22 protein-coding genes are annotated in these 21,143 nt (G+C 45.9%); 2 read left to right on the top strand and 20 right to left on the bottom strand.

Annotated features, from left to right (window positions below; all coding sequences use genetic code 11):
* Positions 1-69 precede the first annotated feature (69 nt).
* Both QNO02_RS12145 and QNO02_RS12140 read right to left on the bottom strand, forming a co-directional pair.
* Positions 70-1,101, bottom strand: a complete 1,032-nt coding sequence (locus tag QNO02_RS12145; RefSeq protein WP_249910980.1) for a LacI family DNA-binding transcriptional regulator — start codon at positions 1,099-1,101, stop codon at positions 70-72.
* A gap of 189 nt (positions 1,102-1,290) precedes the next feature.
* Positions 1,291-2,238: a DMT family transporter gene (locus QNO02_RS12140; protein WP_289392163.1), complete on the bottom strand. Its 948-nt coding sequence runs from the start codon at positions 2,236-2,238 to the stop codon at positions 1,291-1,293.
* Between the two features lie 165 nt (positions 2,239-2,403).
* On the opposite strand from QNO02_RS12140, the gene QNO02_RS12135 reads away from it, so the two are divergent.
* Positions 2,404-3,279, top strand: coding sequence for a LysR family transcriptional regulator (locus tag QNO02_RS12135; protein WP_249910982.1), 876 nt, complete (start codon positions 2,404-2,406; stop codon positions 3,277-3,279).
* A gap of 45 nt (positions 3,280-3,324) precedes the next feature.
* Here the strand turns inward: QNO02_RS12135 and QNO02_RS12130 are convergent, their stop codons facing one another.
* From QNO02_RS12130 to QNO02_RS12110, 5 genes are all read right to left on the bottom strand, one after another.
* Positions 3,325-3,522, bottom strand: a complete 198-nt coding sequence (locus tag QNO02_RS12130) for a hypothetical protein (protein ID WP_249910983.1) — start codon at positions 3,520-3,522, stop codon at positions 3,325-3,327.
* A 37-nt stretch (positions 3,523-3,559) separates the two neighbouring features.
* Positions 3,560-4,042, bottom strand: a complete 483-nt coding sequence (locus QNO02_RS12125; protein ID WP_091031530.1) for a tetratricopeptide repeat protein — start codon at positions 4,040-4,042, stop codon at positions 3,560-3,562.
* 426 nt (positions 4,043-4,468) lie between these two features.
* Entirely contained in the window at positions 4,469-5,326 is an 858-nt protein-coding gene (gene cyoE, locus QNO02_RS12120) for a heme o synthase (RefSeq protein WP_091031533.1), read from the bottom strand.
* Positions 5,327-5,484: 158 nt separating this feature from the next.
* The gene (locus tag QNO02_RS12115; protein WP_091031535.1) at positions 5,485-6,051 is read right to left on the bottom strand and encodes a hypothetical protein; all 567 of its coding nucleotides are present in this window, start codon (positions 6,049-6,051) and stop codon (positions 5,485-5,487) included.
* Positions 6,052-6,296: 245 nt separating this feature from the next.
* Complete coding sequence (locus QNO02_RS12110; RefSeq protein WP_091031537.1) at positions 6,297-6,650, bottom strand: DUF3243 domain-containing protein; 354 nt, start codon at positions 6,648-6,650, stop codon at positions 6,297-6,299.
* 247 nt (positions 6,651-6,897) lie between these two features.
* Between QNO02_RS12110 and QNO02_RS12105 the strand changes: the two genes are divergently transcribed.
* Positions 6,898-7,107 (top strand): hypothetical protein, encoded by a 210-nt coding sequence (locus tag QNO02_RS12105; RefSeq protein WP_249910984.1) that lies wholly within the window; start codon positions 6,898-6,900, stop codon positions 7,105-7,107.
* Between the two features lie 121 nt (positions 7,108-7,228).
* Here the strand turns inward: QNO02_RS12105 and QNO02_RS12100 are convergent, their stop codons facing one another.
* From QNO02_RS12100 to QNO02_RS12040, 13 genes are all read right to left on the bottom strand, one after another.
* A complete protein-coding gene (locus QNO02_RS12100; RefSeq protein WP_289392162.1) occupies positions 7,229-8,146 on the bottom strand; it encodes an NAD(P)/FAD-dependent oxidoreductase in 918 nt (305 codons plus the stop codon).
* A gap of 348 nt (positions 8,147-8,494) precedes the next feature.
* Positions 8,495-10,126: an S-layer homology domain-containing protein gene (locus QNO02_RS12095; protein WP_289392161.1), complete on the bottom strand. Its 1,632-nt coding sequence runs from the start codon at positions 10,124-10,126 to the stop codon at positions 8,495-8,497.
* A 94-nt stretch (positions 10,127-10,220) separates the two neighbouring features.
* Complete coding sequence (locus tag QNO02_RS12090) at positions 10,221-10,820, bottom strand: nitroreductase family protein (protein WP_036670536.1); 600 nt, start codon at positions 10,818-10,820, stop codon at positions 10,221-10,223.
* A gap of 148 nt (positions 10,821-10,968) precedes the next feature.
* The gene (locus QNO02_RS12085) at positions 10,969-11,223 is read right to left on the bottom strand and encodes a YczO family protein (protein WP_133384427.1); all 255 of its coding nucleotides are present in this window, start codon (positions 11,221-11,223) and stop codon (positions 10,969-10,971) included.
* 136 nt (positions 11,224-11,359) lie between these two features.
* The gene (locus QNO02_RS12080; protein WP_289392160.1) at positions 11,360-12,223 is read right to left on the bottom strand and encodes an AraC family transcriptional regulator; all 864 of its coding nucleotides are present in this window, start codon (positions 12,221-12,223) and stop codon (positions 11,360-11,362) included.
* 65 nt (positions 12,224-12,288) lie between these two features.
* On the bottom strand, positions 12,289-12,837 hold the full coding sequence (locus QNO02_RS12075; protein WP_133384425.1) for a glutathione peroxidase: 549 nt from the start codon (positions 12,835-12,837) through the stop codon (positions 12,289-12,291).
* A gap of 309 nt (positions 12,838-13,146) precedes the next feature.
* Positions 13,147-13,623 (bottom strand): GyrI-like domain-containing protein, encoded by a 477-nt coding sequence (locus QNO02_RS12070; protein WP_289392159.1) that lies wholly within the window; start codon positions 13,621-13,623, stop codon positions 13,147-13,149.
* Between the two features lie 128 nt (positions 13,624-13,751).
* On the bottom strand, positions 13,752-14,648 hold the full coding sequence (locus QNO02_RS12065) for a carbohydrate ABC transporter permease (protein WP_502921865.1): 897 nt from the start codon (positions 14,646-14,648) through the stop codon (positions 13,752-13,754).
* Between the two features lie 16 nt (positions 14,649-14,664).
* Positions 14,665-15,546, bottom strand: a complete 882-nt coding sequence (locus QNO02_RS12060) for a carbohydrate ABC transporter permease (RefSeq protein WP_091031550.1) — start codon at positions 15,544-15,546, stop codon at positions 14,665-14,667.
* Between the two features lie 266 nt (positions 15,547-15,812).
* A complete protein-coding gene (locus QNO02_RS12055; RefSeq protein ID WP_289392157.1) occupies positions 15,813-17,129 on the bottom strand; it encodes an ABC transporter substrate-binding protein in 1,317 nt (438 codons plus the stop codon).
* Positions 17,130-17,297: 168 nt separating this feature from the next.
* Positions 17,298-18,149, bottom strand: a complete 852-nt coding sequence (locus tag QNO02_RS12050; protein ID WP_289392156.1) for a response regulator transcription factor — start codon at positions 18,147-18,149, stop codon at positions 17,298-17,300.
* Positions 18,150-18,333: 184 nt separating this feature from the next.
* The gene (locus tag QNO02_RS12045) at positions 18,334-20,154 is read right to left on the bottom strand and encodes a sensor histidine kinase (protein ID WP_289392154.1); all 1,821 of its coding nucleotides are present in this window, start codon (positions 20,152-20,154) and stop codon (positions 18,334-18,336) included.
* Positions 20,155-20,369: 215 nt separating this feature from the next.
* Positions 20,370-21,137 carry a helix-turn-helix domain-containing protein gene (locus QNO02_RS12040; RefSeq protein ID WP_289392153.1) on the bottom strand — a complete coding sequence of 256 codons (768 nt, stop codon included), beginning with the start codon at positions 21,135-21,137 and terminating at the stop codon, positions 20,370-20,372.
* Between the last annotated feature and the right edge of the window lie 6 nt (positions 21,138-21,143).

The following is a 21,143-nucleotide window of genomic DNA, read 5'->3' as shown; positions in this document are numbered from 1 at the left end:
CATGTCTTTCACCTAATTTCATTTACCCTAATGATCATTGTTAAATTGAGCCCATAAGTTCATATCCCATTACTGTATACTGGCGTTATATTCATCACGAATAATTAATTCCGAATAGATCAGCTTGCGTTCATAAGGTTCATCCAGGTGTTTGATCCGCCACAATAGCTGATCTACTGCTCTTGTTCCCAGATTCTCTTTGTTAATATGTACCGAAGCAAGAATGGGTTCATCCGTCTGGGTATTGTCAAATCCGGTTACGGCACAGCGTTCAGGCACCTTAATGCCTCGACTTTGGAGTGCCTGAATGACAATGACAGCTGTATGGTCATTTGCGCACACGATAACTTCAGGGATATCCTCCAGCTCCATTTCAGCAACGGATCTCCGAATCTGATCATACTCTGGTCCCAGCAAGCCTTCTTGCTGTTCCCCCTCCAACTGCTTCTCTTCCAGCACCGTACGATATCCAAGCCAGCGTTCTCTAAAACTTGCTGCATCGGGCAGTTGCCCGGCAAACTGGAACCTTCTATACCCTTTTCCAATGAGCATGAGAACCAGTTCTTTCATACATTTCATATTGTCCGTAAAAACCGAGTCTGCGTATATGGCAGGGTCTTCATGGTCCACCATGACAAGCGGAATACGCAGTCTGTAAATCTCCAGCAATACCGATGTCGAGATGGTGCCCACGGTAATAACTCCGCTGATTGCTCCGGGATTAAGGACCGAGAACATCCGATCTGAAGAGGGTTCTGTCAGCGTTAAAATATCCATCCCCTTCTCATTCAACCTCTTAGAAATGCCATCAAACACAGGCCCCCAGTATAAGGAAGCTCGATTCTGAGAACGAATGTTGGGAAACAAAATTAATATCGTACCTTGTCGCTCCGCTTCTGGCTTCATCTCCGCTGATATCTGTGTCTCCCCCGGATAACGCTTAGGCTCAGTTCTGAAATACCCAAGCTGCCCCGCCGTTCTGACAATCATCTCGCGTGTATGCTCACTCACACCAGGCTTGCCTGTCAGCGCACGGGAGACTGCGAATTTGGACACCCCCGCAGCATCCGCAATTTGCTGCATCGTTACTCTTTTGGCCATCCTACTCACCCGTTTTTCCTAATTTTCCATTCAGTGTAGCATAAAAAACAAAATTCAACAAAACAAGGTTATGTTATTCTGTTTTTGTTAGGTAGTTGTTTATCTGTTACACAAGGTGTATGACATAACCAAAAAAGGCCCTCTCCCCACCTTCCATAGAAGATGACGAAAGGACCCTTTGTCCGCCAATTATACGCCTGGTGCTCCCTGATCCCCAAGTTCCGACTGTAAAACCGGGCGTTTTCTGCGCCAGAAGATAGGCTGTGGAAGTTTGATCTCTGTGATCAGAACACCGACCAACATCAAAGCTGCTCCTGCATATCCTTGCAACGTTAGCGATTCCCCTTGAAAGGTAAATGCAAATGCTGCTGCAAACAGTGGTTCGAGTGAAAAAATCAGACTTGTTCTTGTAGGAGAGGCATGACGCTGCGCGAGTGTCTGCAGAATATACCCCAAGCCGCTACACAAAACACCTAAGCCGAGAATCGCTGCCCAGGATTCAGCCGTATCGGGCATACGTGGCGTTTCCAGCATAAATGTAGCTGCAATTCCCCACATCGCTGCAACACCCAATTGAACTGTCCCCAATGTTAATGGATCATGTTTCGGTGTGAACTTGCCAGCAATCATTATATAGATGGCATACACAAGTGCTGCTAGTATGCAGAGAATATCCCCCGTGTGCAGACTAAGCTGATGCTGAAGCGTCAGCAAGCCAAGCCCGGTAACTGCAACCAGGATACTGAGCGTCAATCGTTTGTCCGGCATACGACGATGCTGGATGGTCGTCAGGATCGGTACAAAAATAACTGCCAAACTTATCAAGAATCCCGCTTGGGATGTCGTTGTTCGTTGCACACCATAGGTGATGAATACAAATGCAGCGAATAAAGCTGTCCCCATAATAGCTCCTGCCAAAAGTGTTCTGCGATCCATGTTAAACAACCGCCGATGAAAAAGAAGTCCTGCGGCAATAAAGGCAATTCCAAAACGAAATGCGACCAGATTCAATTCTTGCATGGACTCCAGGCCCGATTTCATAAACAGGTAGGATGATCCCCATATAACCGTTGCGAGCAGCATCTGTATGTCCGCTCTTCTTGTTGCCTGACCTTGATTAACATGTACACCATTCATCTTGCTTCAACCTTCATTCTATGTATTCTGAGCTGTGTGATCGTGCGTCAAACTAACTCGCCTTGGCAAGTATAAACGATCTCTATGCATTATTAAAATGAATATTTATAATGTATTATATGAAATAAACTCATACATTAAATGAGGGAAGGAACGGAACCGTTCATGTCACTGATCAAATACGAAATATTGAATACCGTTGTGGAATATGGCAGTCTCACCAAAGCAGCAGAAGCATTAAACATCACCCAATCCGCCGTCAGCCATGCCATCGCCAGTCTGGAGACAGAATGTGGTTTTTCCCTGCTCCATCGCGGCCGCTCCGGGGTGCGGGTTACCACTGAAGGCGAACGTATTCTGGGATACACACGTGAGATTCTGCGCTGGACGGAACTGATGAACCAGGAAATCTCCCTCATTCGCGGCGCGGAGATTGGTACGGTGCGTATTGGCACCTTCGCCAGTGTCTCCACACAATGGTTGCCAGGCATCCTGAAACAATTTCGCCTGCGTCATCCAGGAATTGAGATCAAGCTGTGGGAGGGCGATTATGCTGAGATTGAGGGCTGGCTGGCTGGAGGTGCCATCGATCTCGGATTTCTGTCCCTCGGCGATTCATCACCTTTTGAGACGATCCCATTGCAAAAAGACAGGATGATGTGCATCCTGCCTCTGGACCATCCTCTTGCCTCAGAGGAATCTGTTTCGTTTGATATTCTGCTGGAGCAACCCTTTATTCTGCCTAAATGGGGCGGAGACAACGAGATTGAACGGCTGATCCGGCAGCATGCAGCCAAGCTCAATGTCGTCTATGAAGTCGCAGAAGATCAAGCCATCATGGCGATGGTCCGTAATGGTCTGGGTATCAGCTTGTTGCCGGAAATGGTACTTCAAAATCATACTGATTCGCTCGCGCTCGTACCACTCACTGGAGATCCTTATCGCACTATTGGCATGGCCTGCCCGTCTTTGGTTAATCTATCGCCAGCTACGCGGCGTTTCATTGAAGAGGTGAAACAGTGGCTCAGCCAGGCTATGTAAGTAAATTCGGAGAATCACTACCTTTGTCGGTATGATCCATTCCTCCTATCCGTTACTCACAAATTGGATAACACCAAGAGTCAGCAGCAGTACAAATATAACCGCAATTGTGATACCCAAACCGATCAGGAAGCGCTTGCCAGGTGAGCGTTTGTTCTGCTGGTTGCGTCCCAGGCTATCCAGCTTCTGCTCAATTTGATCTAACCTTTCATTTACCTGTCTCAGATCTTGATTGGAGTTCATTATCCATCTCCCCTTTTCTGCATAATCGGTCTATTGTCTATTCCCACACCCGATCGAGCTGATCTGCGTAGTAACGGATTGCTCTGTTATAGTCATTGATTCTCTTGTCACTTGATGTGTCCGCAAGTTGTACGAGCAGTCTTTGCATCGCTTCTGCATGTTCACCCAGATTATAGAGCACCATGGCATAGAAAACTTCAAATTCCCGGTACGCCGGGAATTCTTTCATCCCTTTTTCAAACCAAACTTTCGCCTGCTCGTACTGTCCAAGCGTTCTATATGTACTGCCTAATCCGAGTATTGCACCTGCTCTGTCCTCCCCAGAAAGTCCAAGACTCAGTGCCTTCTCATAATACGGAACAGCTTCCCGCTCCAATCCAAGCGAATCATGTGCCCAAGCCAGCTGATACCAAACATTCGCATTCTCTGGTTCCTGGACTGTAATCTCTTGCAAAAGTTCAATCGCTTCCTGCACCTTGCCTTCTTGTCTCCATCGTACGGCCTGTTCCAAATCACTCATGATGTCACTTCCCATCTTGCATTATAATTTCCACATATATGATTCAATTGTTTTATTATACCAAAAAAGCACACTGGAGAATATGTTGTAACAACTCAAGGTTGTCCAAACGCTATTCCATCGTGTGCTTTTTCATTCGATGCAGCTTGTTATAAAAAATGGACTAAAGCATATTTCCACTGGACACTTCGATGACAGAACAACCTTCCGATCGCTGTTATCCCCGGATTTTTCGAATCATTTTAACAAAGGTGAAAATCCGGGGATAAGCGTATGCTTTCGATGCAGCTTTCTTTTAGAAAGCTTTTAGGCGAACGCTTTCGCTTCTTCAGGTTTTTTCTGCCCTCTCCGTTTTGTGTAAATGTTTAGTTCAATTTATATAGCATAAGCTGAAATCTCTCTGAAAACGATCTGTTCATCGTCTAATTATGACCATACCGTATTCGCTACCATCACAATAAATACAAGCATAAGGTAATTCACCGAGATCAGAAAGTTTACTTTTGCCCATTTCTCATCATCCTGTGTCTTCAGTCCGCTAAGTGTATGCACGAACCAGATCAGTCCACCGACCAGAGATACAATCAGAAATACCAGACCAACGTAGTCGTAATAATACAACAGAAATACAGCAGGAAGCAGCAGAAAAACATAAGGAATCATCTGAAACTTGGTGCGTTTCACCCCTTTAACCACTGGCAACAACGGGAAGCCAGCAGCACGATACTCCTCTACCCGGCGAATACCCAATGACCAGAAGTGTGGTGGTTGCCACAAGAATAATAGTGCAAACAGCAACCAGGCACCTGCATCAATCTCATTGGTTACAGCCGTATAACCGATGACAGGCGGCATCGCTCCTGCAATACCACCGAGCGACGTGCTCCACGTTGAACTGCGTTTCAACCACATCGTGTAAATCACGATGTAAGCGAACCATCCAAGCAGTGCCATCCAGCCTGATAACGGATTCACCAGGAGATACAGTACTGCTAGTCCCACAATACCAAGGATAATGCCATAGCCAAGTACAAACCCTGGCTTCAGATGGTTAATGTAATCCATCCTTTTTTTGGTGCGCTCCATCTTTTGGTCCAATTCACGATCCCAATAATTGTTGATTACACAAGCTGAAGCAATAACCAAGGTTGATCCTATCACGACCATGAGAAGAGATAACCAGTTGATATCCCATTTTGAAGCTACCCAGAATCCTACCGCCACCGCAAACACATTTAACCTTAGAAGTCCGGGCTTAGTTAATGCAATCATGTCTTTAAGCATGAGGCTCCTCCTGAACTATGTAAAAACGCCATTCCAATAATGATACATGTACCTACCATTAATTACAATCGCTTTCATGAATTTGTCATAACCAAAAAGCATCCCTCACCGTTCCAATGAACAGGAGGAATGCTTGAATGATGAATTTAATCTTATTTTTATGGGATGTATTGTTGTACAATTTTAGTAACTTTTCCGTCCTGCACCGTCAGATGATACGGGAATACGGACAGATCAAGAATACGGGTATTCTCATACAACGATTCGAACTTGGATAATGTTACAGGTTCATTCCACTGAATGTCTGCGCCCTGCATCGTACCATCCCGATCATACAACTGCATCAATACTTCAGCATTGGCACTAACCTCAACTTGTTCCTGCTCTTTGCTATCGTTGACAATATAGTAACCATCTGGAGCACCGTCTATACCTGCTTCCGGATTGCGCTGTGCAAAAATCGCATCGGCTTCTTCACCCTGATACCAGCCAATCTTGTCCACTGTCATAAACAATTTGCCATCTTCTATGTGCATACCTTCAACATAGGCTGTAAACATCTCGGAGTTTGCAACTTGAGCTTCTTTCGCAGAAGGTTGTTGAGCGTCCGTACTACCTTGAGCATTCGCAGGGGTAAGTAAATATGTAGTCAGCACAATCATACCAAGTAAAGCAACAACTGCACCGATCATTCGTAGTTTCCATTGTTTTGTCGCGTTCTTCATAGGTAACATCTCTCCTTAATATGAACGTTACTATTCCTTAACCGGAAGTCTTGCTTCTCAAACGCTCATGTGAACTATCGATTCCAACGTTCTTTCTTTTCCTATCATACTTGTTAGGGAGATTATAAAAGTATCAGCCAGATTAAAAATAGTTACAATGTGCGTCATCACTTCTGTCTGTAGTCTCCGTAAACGGCAATAACCCCTGAAGGCATCGCCATTCAGGGGTTATTAACTTACTAATCTTAATGATTGGGTGTGGAGCTTTGTGCCAAACGAACGAGCATATGAGCCAGCATGTGACGTTCATCTTCCTTGCCGACATTCCACAGCTCCTGAAGCAATTTTTCTTCACGGTTACGGGGTTCTTCGTTAGCAGCCAAATGGTCAGCAACTTTCTCAGCAATTTTGGCCATCTGCTCCTCACTTAGTCCGATTGATTCACCCATCGCAATTCGCTTACCCAGGTATTCTTTGAACGCATCAAAGTTCTGTAGAATCTGTTCTCTTTCTTCCGGCGCAATCTTCTCGATTGCATTGTCCACCTTGTCAGTTGAAACTTGGCCATCTTTATGGATTACATGATTTTCTTCATTCATTTGAATAACCTCCTGCATAATAGTTGTTTATTGGTTTTGAGATTTAATCTTTGATACTCATTGGTTATCTATAATATAAACGTATTGCAGAAGTTTAATCAGTTCGTTCAATTCTGTATATATCTTTTATAAATGAGCAAGTACGCGTTTCAAAAGAACTACAGCGGTTAATCGTTTACATATACGTAACGGTGTTTGGATATGTTAATGAACACCTTATACAATATCGAACCAGGAGGGATTTCCCATGCGTGATAAAACCAAACATGAGAAGACAAACGATGAACTTGAACCAGGAGTGAATACTGTTATCCATCCAGACAAAAATAATCCCGGACCAACCGATATGATCGAAGGCGTGGTTGGCGATATCGTGGACAACATTCGCAAAGATTTCTCTCATGAATCGAAGGACAAGACGTTCTCTTCCAAGTCAAAGGATTCATCAGACAAATAAGCGTAATCTTTTTCTTCCTAACAAAAGATAGCTCAAAAAGTCCTCCTGCCATATGTATGGCTTGGGAGGACTTTTTGGTAATGAACAATTAAATAATCAACCTCATATTTGAAGGTGAAATTCAACGTGAATCCTTTGTCATCTGCTGTAACGCCTTATGAATCCAGATCGCGGCAATGGAACCTTCACCCATCGCAACGGTTGCTTGTTCTGCGTGCAGTCCTAAATCCCCGGCTATCCATACATTATTTGCTGCCTGCAAGCTGCGCGGATCAGCTTCTACATGTTTATTATCTGCGATTACAGCTCCAAGCTGCTCCGCCAGTTCATAGTGTACACGATTGCCTCCAAATGCGATAAATCCACGCTCCGACTCAAAAATCTGTCCATCTTCGGTCAGAACACCGGTGATATGACCATCCTCAATCTGTTGCACTTCCTGGACAGCCGCTTCCAGATAACGAACTCCCGCCTCTTTCATGCTGCGATGCAGCTCTGCAGATATGGGAGCCTGCTCATGATTGATATATAACAGATCATTCGTACGCTGAATTAAAATCATCGCCATATTGGCACCTGCTTCACCAGATCCCAATAGTACCGTACGTTGATCCTGAATCTCATAACCATCGCAATCAGGGCAGACATACACTGTTCGGCCCAGCGTAGGGGTTAGTCCCGGAATGTCCGGAACTCTATCCGTGAGCCCCGTTGCCAATAACACGGTTTTGCTCCTATATTCAGATCCGGAAGTACCGAACAATTGGATCTTCTCTCCATGACGTCCTGCTTTAACAATACGGTCTTTCTCAAAAGATACACCGGTCCGCTCTGCCTGCATCCTGCCTCGTTCTCTAAGCTCTTCACCGGATACCCCATCGGGGAAACCGAGGATATTATGATAAGTCCGGCACAACGTCGATCTGCCTTCTCCCGCGTCGATTACCAACACCTGATGAGCTGAATAACGTCCAAGCTGAATGGCTGCCTGAAGCCCTGCGAGCCCTCCACCAACAATTATGCAATCAACCTCTCGCATGCTCCTTCTCCTCCTGAACTATATATATTGAACTAACAAGTATTTACACCGGTCACTCCGATGACAGAACAACCTTACGATCGCTGTTATCCCCAGATTTTTTTTATATCTTTTACAAAGGTTAAATCCGGTGATAAAGGCGTACGCTTCGCTTCTTCAGCTTCGTTCTGTCCTCTCCGTTTTGTGTAAATGTTTAGTTCAATATATCTATATTTTGTCCTTATATACATTAAACCGTTCAGCCAAGCTTAAACGATTCCTCATATTGCTTATCTTATACCAAAACAAAGAGACCCAAACCATCCGGCAGCATCCCGGTTCGCTTGAGTCTATCAGATTCATGAATATTTAGAAGTTATACGATTCAAATCGCGAAGCATTTGAAATGGCGTTCCATACATCGGCTGTTTCGCCGCCCATATACCAGTAAGCCAGTCCGGCAATCTGCCGTTGCTCACTCATTAACACTTTGGCCGATAAAGAACGACTATCCTCTGCCCATATATATCTTGGCATACCGTTACTGTTGTACCCAATAATATATTGAACCAACCTTGCATCCCATCGTCTTACAGATCCCGTGGCATGGGCACGCGTTCCCTGGTCTGACAGTGTTATGTCCCAAGAACTCGTTGCTGGATTCACTGAAGACCAGTCTCGTGTATATAGCGGAAGGGCCAAAATGGTTTTGGCACGTACCACCTCGGAGAGCATGGTATCCAGTGCCTTTTCCACCCATGGAAGAGACGCCACTGATCCTGCTTTCGGATCACCGTTCCAGTGTTCCTCGTATCCCATCAGCACCATATAATCCGACACAGCGCCCAGTTTGGCATAATCAAATGCATCGGTCCAATCTGTACCCAGGTCTGGTGATACATCCACAGACACAACTGCACCCAGTGCGTGCAACGTAGCCGTCAAGGAGGTCACAAATGCCGTCAGCCCTTCACGATCCGCAGGATCAACATTCTCGAAATCCACATTAATGCCGTCCAGTTTATAGGTTTTGACATAGGCGGCTACCTGTGAGATCACTGCTGCTCGGTTGGCTGAGCTGGATAACATCTGATGCGTAAGTGCCGAATCGGAACGATTCCCAAGCAATGGCCATAACTGCCTGTCTGTGGCGGATGCCCAGGAGATCAATGCCGGGTCCGCGTGATCCGTGACTTTCATACTGCTGTTCAGGAAAAACCAGCGTGGGACAAGCGTATTCACTTCAGACTGTTCCACTTGCTTCTTGAATTCAGCGGTAGTGGAGTTATATTGCCAGCCCAACTGAACGCCGAGTTCATCTCCACGTTGTAACTGTTCAGACCATGTTTTCTTTTGTAAAATGGCATCAAGCATTACGGCTGCTTCTTCTCGCGTTACCTGGTCATGCGGTCGGAACACGCCTCCACTTCCCCGCATCAGTCCAAGCTGGTATACCGTCTGCACATAGGGACGTGCCCAGTCCGAGATATCCGCTGCGTCGAAATACGTTGAAGATAAGAGTGCGGTCTCTACGGGTTGTTGTTTCAACATTCGCACAAGAAGGGCAGCCGCTTCTTCACGTGTAATGGAAGCATTAGGCTGGAACGTTCCCTGACCCTTACCCTCCAGAATAAAAAGATTCGTCATGGCAGCAACGTTGCCGTAATACCAAGCATTCATGCTTATATCCTGATAGGGATTTATATTATTTTTAACGGGCTTCAAACCTAGCAATCTCACCGCAAACGTCGCAAATTCTGCACGAGTAACGGCCTTCTTCGGTTCAAAGGTAGTCTCTGACGTACCTGCAGCAATGCCTTTGTCCACCAGATGTGTAATGGCATCCTTCGCATAACTCGTACGCGTATCCTGAAATTGTTGCTGTACGGTTGCAGCTTGAATGGTATTGCTGTATCCAGCCACCGATCCAAGTGCTAACATTCCGCATAAAGCAATTTTCCATATCCGTTGGTTCGTTATGTCTTTTAATCTATTGTTCACATTAAAAAGCCTCGCTTCATTGGATTACGATCAACTATCATCGTATCAAATTGAAGCGAGGCCGTATGTGGTTAAATGTTGGGAAATGCGAAGCTTACTTGTGTACTTTTACGCGCTCTTCAATTGGTTGGAATTCTTTCTCACCTGGTGCTGCCGTTGGTTTACCAAATGGCATTTGAGCGATCAATCTCCAGTTCTCAGGAATGTTCCATTCTTGCTTCACTTTCTCGTCAATCAACGGGTTGTAGTGCTGCAAAGATGCACCCAGACCTTCTTGTTCCAGAGCAGTCCAGATGACCAGTTGCAACATGCCGTTGGATTGGTTAGCCCAGATTGGGAAGTTATCTGCATAAGCTGCAAAGTTTTGTTGAAGCTGTGCGATCGCATTGTTATCTTCGAAGAAGAGAACCGTACCATATCCGCTGCGGAATCCAGTCATTTTTTCTGCTGTGGATTTGAAGGCTTCTTCATTACCTACTACTTCACGCAAAATTTCTTCTGTGTGATTCCACAATTTATCATGTTGTTCACCGAGCAATACAACGGCACGGGATGTTTGTGAGTTAAAGGAAGTTGGTGTATATTTCACCGCTTCTTCTACGATTTCCTGGATTTTAGCATCCGAAATTGTAGATTCCTTGCTGATTCCATAATAAGATCTTCTGTTTTTCAACGCATCAAAAAAAGTTGTCATTCTTATTCGCCTCCCAAAATTTTTTTTCAATTGCCAACATAGTAACTATAATATAGTAACATACATTAGTCAACAAACTAATTTATTTTCACTAAATATACATTCACCGAAAACATTTCAACAAGTTTGCCCACAACAGCAATTGGAATTATCCTTCGCCCGTCTTTTTGCGATAATCCGCCCGGTATTTCTCTTCCGTAGACGAGTTACTTTTTGTCTGATCTTTATTCTTCTCTTCCTGAGCTTCCATATTCAGATCTTCCATCGGAATTGGATCTACAGTCTGTTCTTCTTCATGTCGGTCAAGCAGACTTTCGTGCTCTGTCTTATATTGTTCAGGATTGTCATGGGATTGTTCCTGATGGGTATCGCTGTTATTCTGATCCGGTGTGCGCTGTTTCATTCATATTCGCCTCCTCTGGGTTCATTACCTTTCTTTACCTGTTCTGCGTGTCCTCTAAACACAGTGGTATGCATTCCTCAAACGAAAATCAACAAAAAAAGCCGACCAGACAAGCTGGTCAGCTCACAGAAGGCTTCTATGATTGGCGATGCAATTGGGTACGGTACAGATCAGGCGAACATCCCACACTTTGTTTGAACATCCGACTAAAATGCGAAAGGCGTTTGAAACCGGACAATCGACTTGCTTCTGTTACGGTGATCTCAGGCTGGAACTGAAACAAAAGCTTCGCCTGATTGATACGGCGGTCATACAGGTATTTGAATATCGTCAAACCTGTCATTTCCTTAAACATGCCAGCCAGATATGGCTTGGACAGATGTAATTCCAGTGCCAGATCATCTAGACCAATGTCCTTCATATAATGGGTATCCACATAACGAATAATGTGTTGGACATGTCGCTCCCTCTCCGATGAGGGAAGTTGTTCTTGGACATCACCCTGGCAGATCTCTGCTACAAAATACAACAGATCACACAGTCTGACATTCATTCGCTCTTGCCTGAAATTGCTCTCACTTTGAGACAGACGATGAAGATCATGCAATAGAGCTTCGAATTCAGAGCGACTATCTCCCTTCAGATTGACCCGGCAATTTCTGAGTTCTTCAAATGGCCTCAAGACCTCAGCCATACGGTCCGGATGCAGGCTGCTGCGAATGGCAGACGGATCAAAATGCAGTGTGCTTCGCTCATAAGCACTGCCTGGCTTCGGATGTGGTCGGTGAAGAGTCAAGCCATGCATTAACACCAGATCACCCGGCTCCAGGTTATATACCCGGTCTCCTATGATATAAGTACATTCTCCATCATGAAAATAATAAATCTCATAATGTGGATGTGAATGGAATCCATCTGACTTGCCTGGGTTAAACGTGCTGGTGGATCGGTAACTATACTCCAGTGAAGCACTAAATTGCATCATGCTCGGCACATTCATGCACCTCCTGTTCGGAAGAGGGGAACGATTTGTGTCATGCCCCTGTAGGATATATGAAAGTGAAATTAAAGAAGCTGTTTAATACTCTCTTGAATCTCGTCGATGGAGTCGATAGGTTCGAAGCGTCTGACTACATGACCCTCTGCATCAATCAGGAATTTTGTGAAATTCCATTTGATCGCATCGCCATGTAACCATTCTGGTGCTTTATCGGTCACCATCAATTTCAATAATTTGGCCTGTATATCTGTTTCATCAAAGCCGGCAAAAGGCCCAGATCTTTTCAAAAAGTCGTAGAGCGGGTGCGCCGCTTCTCCATTCACATCCAGTTTGGAGAACATCGGAAATTTCACACCATAGTTAATCTGGCAGAAGGATTCTGCTTCTGAACTACTTCCAGGCTCCTGCTCTGCAAACTGGTTACACGGGAAACCAATAATCTGAAGCCCTTGATCCTTGTACTGGTCATACAGCTTCTGCATGTCATCAAACTGGTGCGTATATTTACATTTACTTGCCGTGTTTACTATGAGCACAGGTTTTCCTTCATATTGATAGAGTGGGAAACGCTCTCCACTGGTTCTGGTTACGGTAAAGTCGTAGATGGTTGGCATAAGTCTAGTGCACCTCGCGATAGTTATGTAGTCATACAGCATCATATGATTTTATATTATATACGAAGTTTGAACTATTGTATTGGAGAAGATATTGATCGTTCAGATTAGACTCAGAGATATTTGAAAATATATCTATTACTCAACTGCTCTAATACTCATAACATATTTGGTTCTGGGGGATACTTTATTTCCAGTGTTTTATCTCGATTTTCCCATGCGATATCTCAAACAATAAATATGATTATACTCAGCTTCAACAACATCCTCTTCCTTCATTATAAATGTGTCCCATGAATCCCGATAAAATCATTGCAAAGCTACATATATATCAATCTCATTGCTGACACTTTCCGATTGATAACGCTCATCCCAAATTTCAAAATCATAATCTTTGGGTTCATGTCCGTTCTCACCAAGCCACTGTCCATATATATAATCGTATGTATCACCAATCTCTGACTCAATTCCTCGATGCGTGCACGTCACATACTGGTTGTCAGGGACGTCATGACTTATCATCTCTGATGGGACATTCTCCAAACTAGTTACTTCATATCCTATTAGATGTGTGAACTTATCAACCTTTGCGTTAAAATCCTCATGCATCGGATACATCTGCATCAATATGACGTTGTCATTTTTTCTATGTTGAATTTCCTTCTTTCCCTCAACAAGCTTATGAAATTGGCTTTTGCCCAGCCCCGACTCGAACTCTTCTACGGTAGCTACGATTAAATATCCTACAACGTGAAAAGCTGGCAATGTGATGACTTTCACTTCCATGAGAATCGCCTCCAATGGATAAACTCAGATCATGGATTAATTCTCCCTTTTAACAGAAAACCCTTCTGCCGCGAAAATTTCCTCGTTCAGCAAAAGGGTAATATTATTGGATCACAGTGATAGCATCTTTAACCCTTCACGGCACTTCCGGCCACGCCCTGGATAATATAGTGCTGTCCCACCAGGAAAATGATGATCATCGGAATAATGCCTGCCGTGGCAGCGGCCATCATGCCGTTGTAGTCCACATTGTTCTCCAGAATAAAGTTCTGCAGTCCGAGCGGCACGGTGTACAGGTCTTTGTCGATCAGGAACACAAGTGCATTTTCATAGTCATTCCAATGCCAGGAGAAATCAATGATCGCCAGTGTAGCCAGCGCTGGCTTCGCCAAGGGCAGAATCAGCCTGAAGAATATACGCAGGTGACCGGCACCGTCGATGAACGCCGCTTCCGAAATCTCTGAAGGCACCGACAGGAAGAATTGCCGCAGCATAAACACCCCAAAGATCGTGAACATTCCGGGCAGAATCAAAGCCCAGTGGGTATTATATATCCCAACCCACTCAAACATCAGGAACTTTGGTACAAAGAGCACCTGTGGCGGTACCATCATCATCGAGAGATAGATCAGGAACAGTGTCTCCCGTCCTTTGAATTGAATCCGTGCGAAGCCATAGGCTGCAAACGCTGAGAGAAACACAGCTCCGATCGTGCTAATCAGTGATATTTTCAACGAGTTCAGATAATACGTGGCAAAGGTATCCGCTCCGCTCCAGACCTTAATGTGATGCTCCCAGTTCAGGCTGGAGGGTATCCACTGGATGGGATAGGTGAATACGTCCGCAGGAGATTTGAACGACGTGCTGATCATCCAGATGAACGGCATAATCATCAGCAAAGCAAACCCGGACATCAGAAGTGTCAGTATGATTCTCCGCATCTGGGTCAAAGACTCTCTGCGGACTTTCACTTTAGGTGATTGCGGAACTGTAGGCTTCACGTTCGCAGCATTTAATTTATCCATAACGATCCCTCCTCTCTTAGTAGTGAACCCAACGTTTCTGACCAAGCCACTGCAATACAGTGAAGATCATAATAATGGCAAAGAGCGCCCAGCTAATGGCAGCAGCGTATCCCATCTCGTAGTAGCGGAAGGCATTCTGGTAGATAAACAGCGACAGCACGGTTGTACTGTTTCCCGGCCCACCCTGAGTAATCGCTTGAATAATGCCAAAGTTTTTGATGGTCATAATCAGTCCTGTAATCAGCAGCAAAAAGGTCGTTGGGCTCACAAGCGGCCAAATCACGTGGCGTATCGTCTGCCAGGGGCGGGCTCCATCAATCCGTGCTGCCTCAACCAATTCCTCCGGAATTTCCTGCAAAGCGGCCAGATAAATAATCATGTTGTAACCCAACATGAACCAGATCCAGATGATATCAATCGCATACATGGACCATTCGGTTGTTGATAACCAGCCGGGTGGGTTCGTAATACCGATTCCGCGCAAGAAACCATTAATTGGCCCCGATGTTGGCTGAAACAGCAGCATCCAGACAAAGGCGATGGCAACACCGCTGGTGATGTAGGGCATGAAATAGAGAGCACGCAGCGTTTTTTGCCAATACACAGACTTGTTCAGCGCCACCGCCACGATAAAAGCCAACCCCATCGATACCGGAACCGCTAACAGAAATACAAATGTATTTCGCAGCGCCACGCCAAACAGATCATCATTCAACATCCGGCGGATATTGTCCAGCCCGACGAAATTTGTCTCCGGGCTCATGAATTTGTAATCAGTGAACATGAGATAGAACGAATAGACAGCCGGTATAATAAAAAACAACAGCACGCCAATCATATTGGGCCCAATAAACAGATACCCGAGCCTGCTCTGCCGTTTCATCCAGGATTTATGCATATGCTCCCCACTCCTTAACATCTGTTCTGGAATTAAGCATAACAAGATGTCCTCTAACATTTAAGGAACATAACCCTGTACCTGATATCACAGATATATGTATTTCGGCAGTGCCTTTCGGGAGGAAAACAACATGGAATTGTTCTATTTCCTTTAGCCCGGAAAGCCCTAGCTAATGCCATACATCTAATGCTCTATTGTTCTATTGACTTATATAGAAAAACCGTCCCATTGGGGACGGCCTTTGGACTCATTACTTTTGCATTCTATTGATTCTGCTTCAGCCAGTCATTATGGCGTTTGACCATGTTCTGTACCGTAACTTCGGCAGTCTGGTTACCAAGGAAGAACTTTTCATACTCCTGTGCACGCAGATCGACCACTTCCTGTGCAATGCTGCGGACAAACGTAGGTGTCTCGTCACCATACAACACAAATTCCAGTGACTCTTTATCATAAGAATCGGCATAATCGCCCAGCAGATGATCAATGGCATTCTGTTGATCAACCGCATTTGATGAAGGCAAACGTCCACCCGCAGCCATCGGCATCATTCCCCCATCGGCGTACCATTTCAGGAACTCCCATGCGGCTTCTTTGTTTTTCGACTTGGAATTGATCGCGATAAAGTCACCAAGTCCTCCACTCTTCACCATATCTGCTTCTTGTGCAGCCAGTCTCGGTACAGGGGCAAAGGCGATTTTCCAATCCCGCGGAAACTCGGTCATATTGTTTGATGTGCGAATCAGCCATTCGCCGATATTAATCATGGCAGACTCACCGCCAAGGAACATGTTTTCCACCGGCATTTTGGAAGTCAGCTGCTCTCCGAGCGGAGGGGTAGTTGCATCCTCCTTCATCATTCCGTTCAACGTCTCCAGCCATTTAGTGACAAGCGGATCATCGAGGTTAGAAGTACCGTCTGCCTTAACATAGCCGTTCTTCACCAGAACGGAATCGAGCGGGTCTACATAGGAAGCGGTATGCTGCACCAATCCGTACTTGAAGCCAGCCGTCTTCAGTTTGAGTGCATACTCACGGGCTTCATCCCATGTCCAGGCTTTCGGTACACTCAGTCCGGCCTGATCAAGCGCTTTCATATTTAAAGCGAAGAAGGCAGCGTTTTTCTTGGTTGGCATCCCGTAATATTTGCCGTCCACTTTCCAGGAAGCCGCATCTTCACCCATTTTCTCATCAATGTTGTAGTCGGTGAACTCGCCCAGATCCAATGCTGTACCGCCCTTGATGCGTTTATCGAGGTTCGTGAGAGTGTAATTGACATATAAGTCAACGTTCTGCCCGGTGGACAGCGCCGTATCCAGCTTCAGGTTGCCATCATCGTCATTCACAAACCGCACATATTCCACCTGAATATCAGGATGCTCCGCATTCCAGGTATCCACCACTTCCTGTGGACCATTCTCGGGCGGCACCGCGCCCCACATGGTGAGCTTCACTTTTCCCCCTGCCGCTCCACCTCCGTTATCTCCACCGTTCGTCTCATTTTTACCTACACAGCCGGCAAGCAAGCCCAGCATCAGCGCACCTACGATTAATCCCGTTAATCCTTTTTTGATTCTCATCTGGTCACATGACCTCCCTGAATTGAAGTGTACCTTCCGTTACATCGTAGCAGGGACCTTGCTGGGTTCATAAGATACATATCCATGATTCGGATTGAACAAAAATACGGATTTATCCTTGCTTGCCTGAGCCCTCGGTACACATATTCCTTCTACTCCTCCTGTGAGTCACGAGCGATGGCGATACTGGCTGGGCGTGCAACCGGTCCAACGCTTGAATATTTTGATGAAATAATTATCACTTCCGAACCCTACCCGGTAACCAATCTCCTGTACGGGAAGGTCCGTCTCGCGCAAATATTCAGCCGCTTTCTCCATCCGTACCCCATGCAAGTAGTGAATCAGGGTATGGCCGGTTTTCTTTTTGAACAAAGCGCTCACATAATTCTCGCCCATCATCACATATCGTGACATGGATTTGACGGTAATGTCCTGGTCATAATGCTGTCCGATGTACTCAATTATTTTGCTAATCTCCGGATGCTTCACAACCGGCTCACGAACAGGTGTAAATGGAAGATCCGTATCAGACGGGGTCGCAGAAGAGACCGTAAGAGAATTAGGCAAAGCAGGCGTTGATGTGAGAACCGGTGTGGAAGGCGGCACTTCATGTTGATCTGTCTCTGTCCGGGCTTCAGCAGAAGCTCCCAGTTCCGCACTTACTTTACGCAGAGTATCACGCAGTGAATTTACACTCATCGACAGCTTCAGAATATAATTGGAAGCCCCGTATTCCATTGCACGGCGTACATATTCGAACTCCCCCATACAGGTGAGCATGACAAATTTGGTTTTTAACCCGGCCTGACGGGTCTGTTTGAGTAATTCCAGACCATCCATACCTGGCATGACAATATCGGTCAGCACCAGATCGGGTGTATCCTTTATAATCATCGCCAGCGCTTCGGTCCCATTACCGGATTCTCCGATGACCGTGAAGCCCAGCTCTTCCCAGGAAATAATCTCTCGCACTGACTCACGTACAAATACTTCATCTTCTACAAGCAATACCTTCCACATTCCAGATTCCCCTCTCCAGTCGTGTAGGACATGTCTCAAAAACTCGCGAAGTGCATCTTTTACCGCCTTTTCGCCCCATGCTGCGTCACTTCCCCTTGACGTGCCCCGGCACGCCTGCGGAAAACTTCCTTGCTTGGAACGAAAATTCAGCAAAATCTGCTTCTTCGGAGTTTTCAGACACGCCCTAGTCTGACCGCTTCTGTACGTAAGGCGTCGACAATAAAAAAGGAATGCTGAACCTCACTAATGTCCCCGGTTTGGTATCAATCACTTCAAGTTCACTTTGGCCTTTGAACAATAACCGCAATCGTTCCTTAAGGTTAGACAGACCGATCCCCGGACGCGTGCGGGTCATCTGCTGTCGCCGGGATTCCTCCATTCCAATTCCGTTGTCTGCCACCTCCAGCATCAGCATTCCTGTGTCTTGCCTGTAAATTCCAATACGGATCTGACCAAGTTGCTCCAGTGGCCCGACACCGTGATGAATGGCATTCTCCACCAGTGGCTGCAAGCTCAGCTTGGGCACCAGCGCATATTCCAGTTTATCGTCAAATTCACAAGTCACCTCAAAGCTATCGCGGTAACGAATCCGCTGAATATGAAGGTAGGCTTGAACCAACTCAATCTCTTCCTTCAGGTATACCAATTCGACCTGTGAATTCAGGCTGACCTCCAGTAATTTGCCCAAGGAAACACACATCTCGGAGATCTCTTCATTCCCGCTGCGGATCGCACTCCATTTCATTGTATTCAATGTATTCAGGAGAAAGTGCGGATTCATCTGGGCCAGGAGCATATGAAAATGTACCGCTTCCTTCTGGCGTTCCTCCGCCTTGAGTCTGTTGATCATCTGATTGGCATCATCCAGCATCGTATTAAACGTGCGTGTCAGTTCCAGTACTTCCCCACGGCTGCGGCCTTCGGGAATACGAATCTTGAGGTTTTTGCGGACAACCTCCTTCATCTTATTCTGTAAGTGCGACAAAGGGCGCGTAAACGTTGCCGAGATCATAAAAGCCATCACTACAAATGCTCCTGTGAACCCAAAAAAGGTCAGAAAGTAACGCTGTTTAAGCTCGGATATCTCTGTAAACAGGATGGAAAGTGGAATTCGATTTACCATATACCAATCCAGTGATTCGATGTACACGTAGTTAATCAGCGTCTCCGAGGCTGGATCGGTCAGATAAGCCTGTGCCGGATGAAGAGCTATTTCACGCGTAACTTCCGGGGAAAGCGCCGCTGTTTTGGATGAACTGGCTATGGTCTCTCCACTACCTGTAATAAGGTAATATTCCTGGTTACTCTGTGAATCCTTCAGCATGGTTTGGAACCAGTAGGAATAATCGATGCTAATTCGTGCCAGTCCGTATCGCTTGCCGCCGCTATCTTTCATGTAAGCGTACAGCGACAACAGATACGGGCTGGAGGATAACTCTCTAAGCACAGGGTTGGTATCCCGTGCATCCCAGCGATAGAAGAGTTCTTCCGGTTGAAGCGATTGTGATTTCGCACCGCCTTTTGGAATGGTTATTTCCCCCAGCCGCTCACGAAATTGTTCCAGATAGGGGCCATAAGTCAGTGCTTGTTTCGGCAAATACGAAGTGTAAACGCTATCATAAAAATCCAGCAAGGTAAAGTACACCGAAGGATTATATAGAAAAAAACTGTTGTTGATCATCTTGAACTTTTCTTCTACCAGCGACTTGTTCTCAAGCGGCGTACGACTGTCCGGGGAGGTTAGCACATTTCTTACCGCGGAATCCTGTTCCAGAAAAATAAGCGTTTTGAAGGCAATGCTCATCTGGTCCTCCAGAGAGCGGTACATCTGGACGAGCTGCTCATGGCTCTGCTCACTGATTTTCTGCTCGACCAGCGATTCAATCTGCTGATAATTGTAGACATTCAATGCACTGAACGGCAAGAGAATCAACACCACAAACGCACCGAACAGACGGTACCTGAGCCGCTGTGGCAACCAACTTTTCCAATTTGGCTTCTTCATTCCTTAGTGCTCGCTCCCCTACAATTAATGACCCCATTATAGCACCTGCCTGCCATTCACAGCCGGAGTCGAATGATTTGCATGGATTTGTGATATTCGTTGCCTAGATCCATGTGAACTACACAGATATGTTCTATTGGTGTAAGCAAGAAATGAATGAGTGAGTGAATGGATGGATGGATGGATGGATGGCTAGATGGACGAGACCCTTTACCTCATACTTGATGTCGTCTCCGATACTCCGAGGGACTGATTCCTATGGTGGACGAAAATACACGGCTCAGATAAAATCCGTTCTCGTATCCACATCTCTCGGCGATCTGCGTAAGGGTCAGACGACTATCTGCCAGCAAAGCTTTTGCTTTTTTGAGACGAATCGCTTTCAGATAATCGGATGGTGTTTCTTGAAAGGCTTCCCGGAACCTTCGGGTGAGCTGGACAGGACTCAAAGCCAAATGTTCGGCCAACGTTCGGAGACTGACCGCCTCTCCTGCCCACTCCTCCAACAATACCGCCGCTTCAGCCATGAGGGCATCCTCCGTGAACTTCGTTTCCATTAGCATGCTCTGTCTGCGCTCCCATTGATACAGCCGCCACAAATCCAACATCAGATGGGTTTTCCATCCTGTTGTAACTTCATCGTTGTCCTCACTCGCCAGACGCAGGTAGGCATATGTTGAAGCCAGACGCTTTGTATCATTAATGAGAGATTTTCCGATTGGCGGCAGGAGACTCTCACCCTCTGCGGAGTTACAACGGAACAGCATATAGTGAAATGTCAGCGGGGTTACCGTCTCTCTGCGAAAAGGAATGTGGGGCGGACATAACACCAGATCAGCAAAACCCGCCTCTCCGCTCTGCCCGTCAATCTCGTAACGAAATACGCCCTCTTCAACAGCAAAGACCACCCAAGCGTCGTAGATATCTTCTGCTAGAGCAAATTCAGCTTTCTTCTTCCAGTAGATGTGATTAAGGAGGTCCATGACACA

This window comes from Paenibacillus sp. PK1-4R (assembly GCF_030369595.1).
GTDB lineage: Bacteria > Bacillota > Bacilli > Paenibacillales > Paenibacillaceae > Paenibacillus.
Note: the sequence above shows the minus strand (reverse complement) of the source record. Positions and strands in the feature narration are given on the sequence as shown.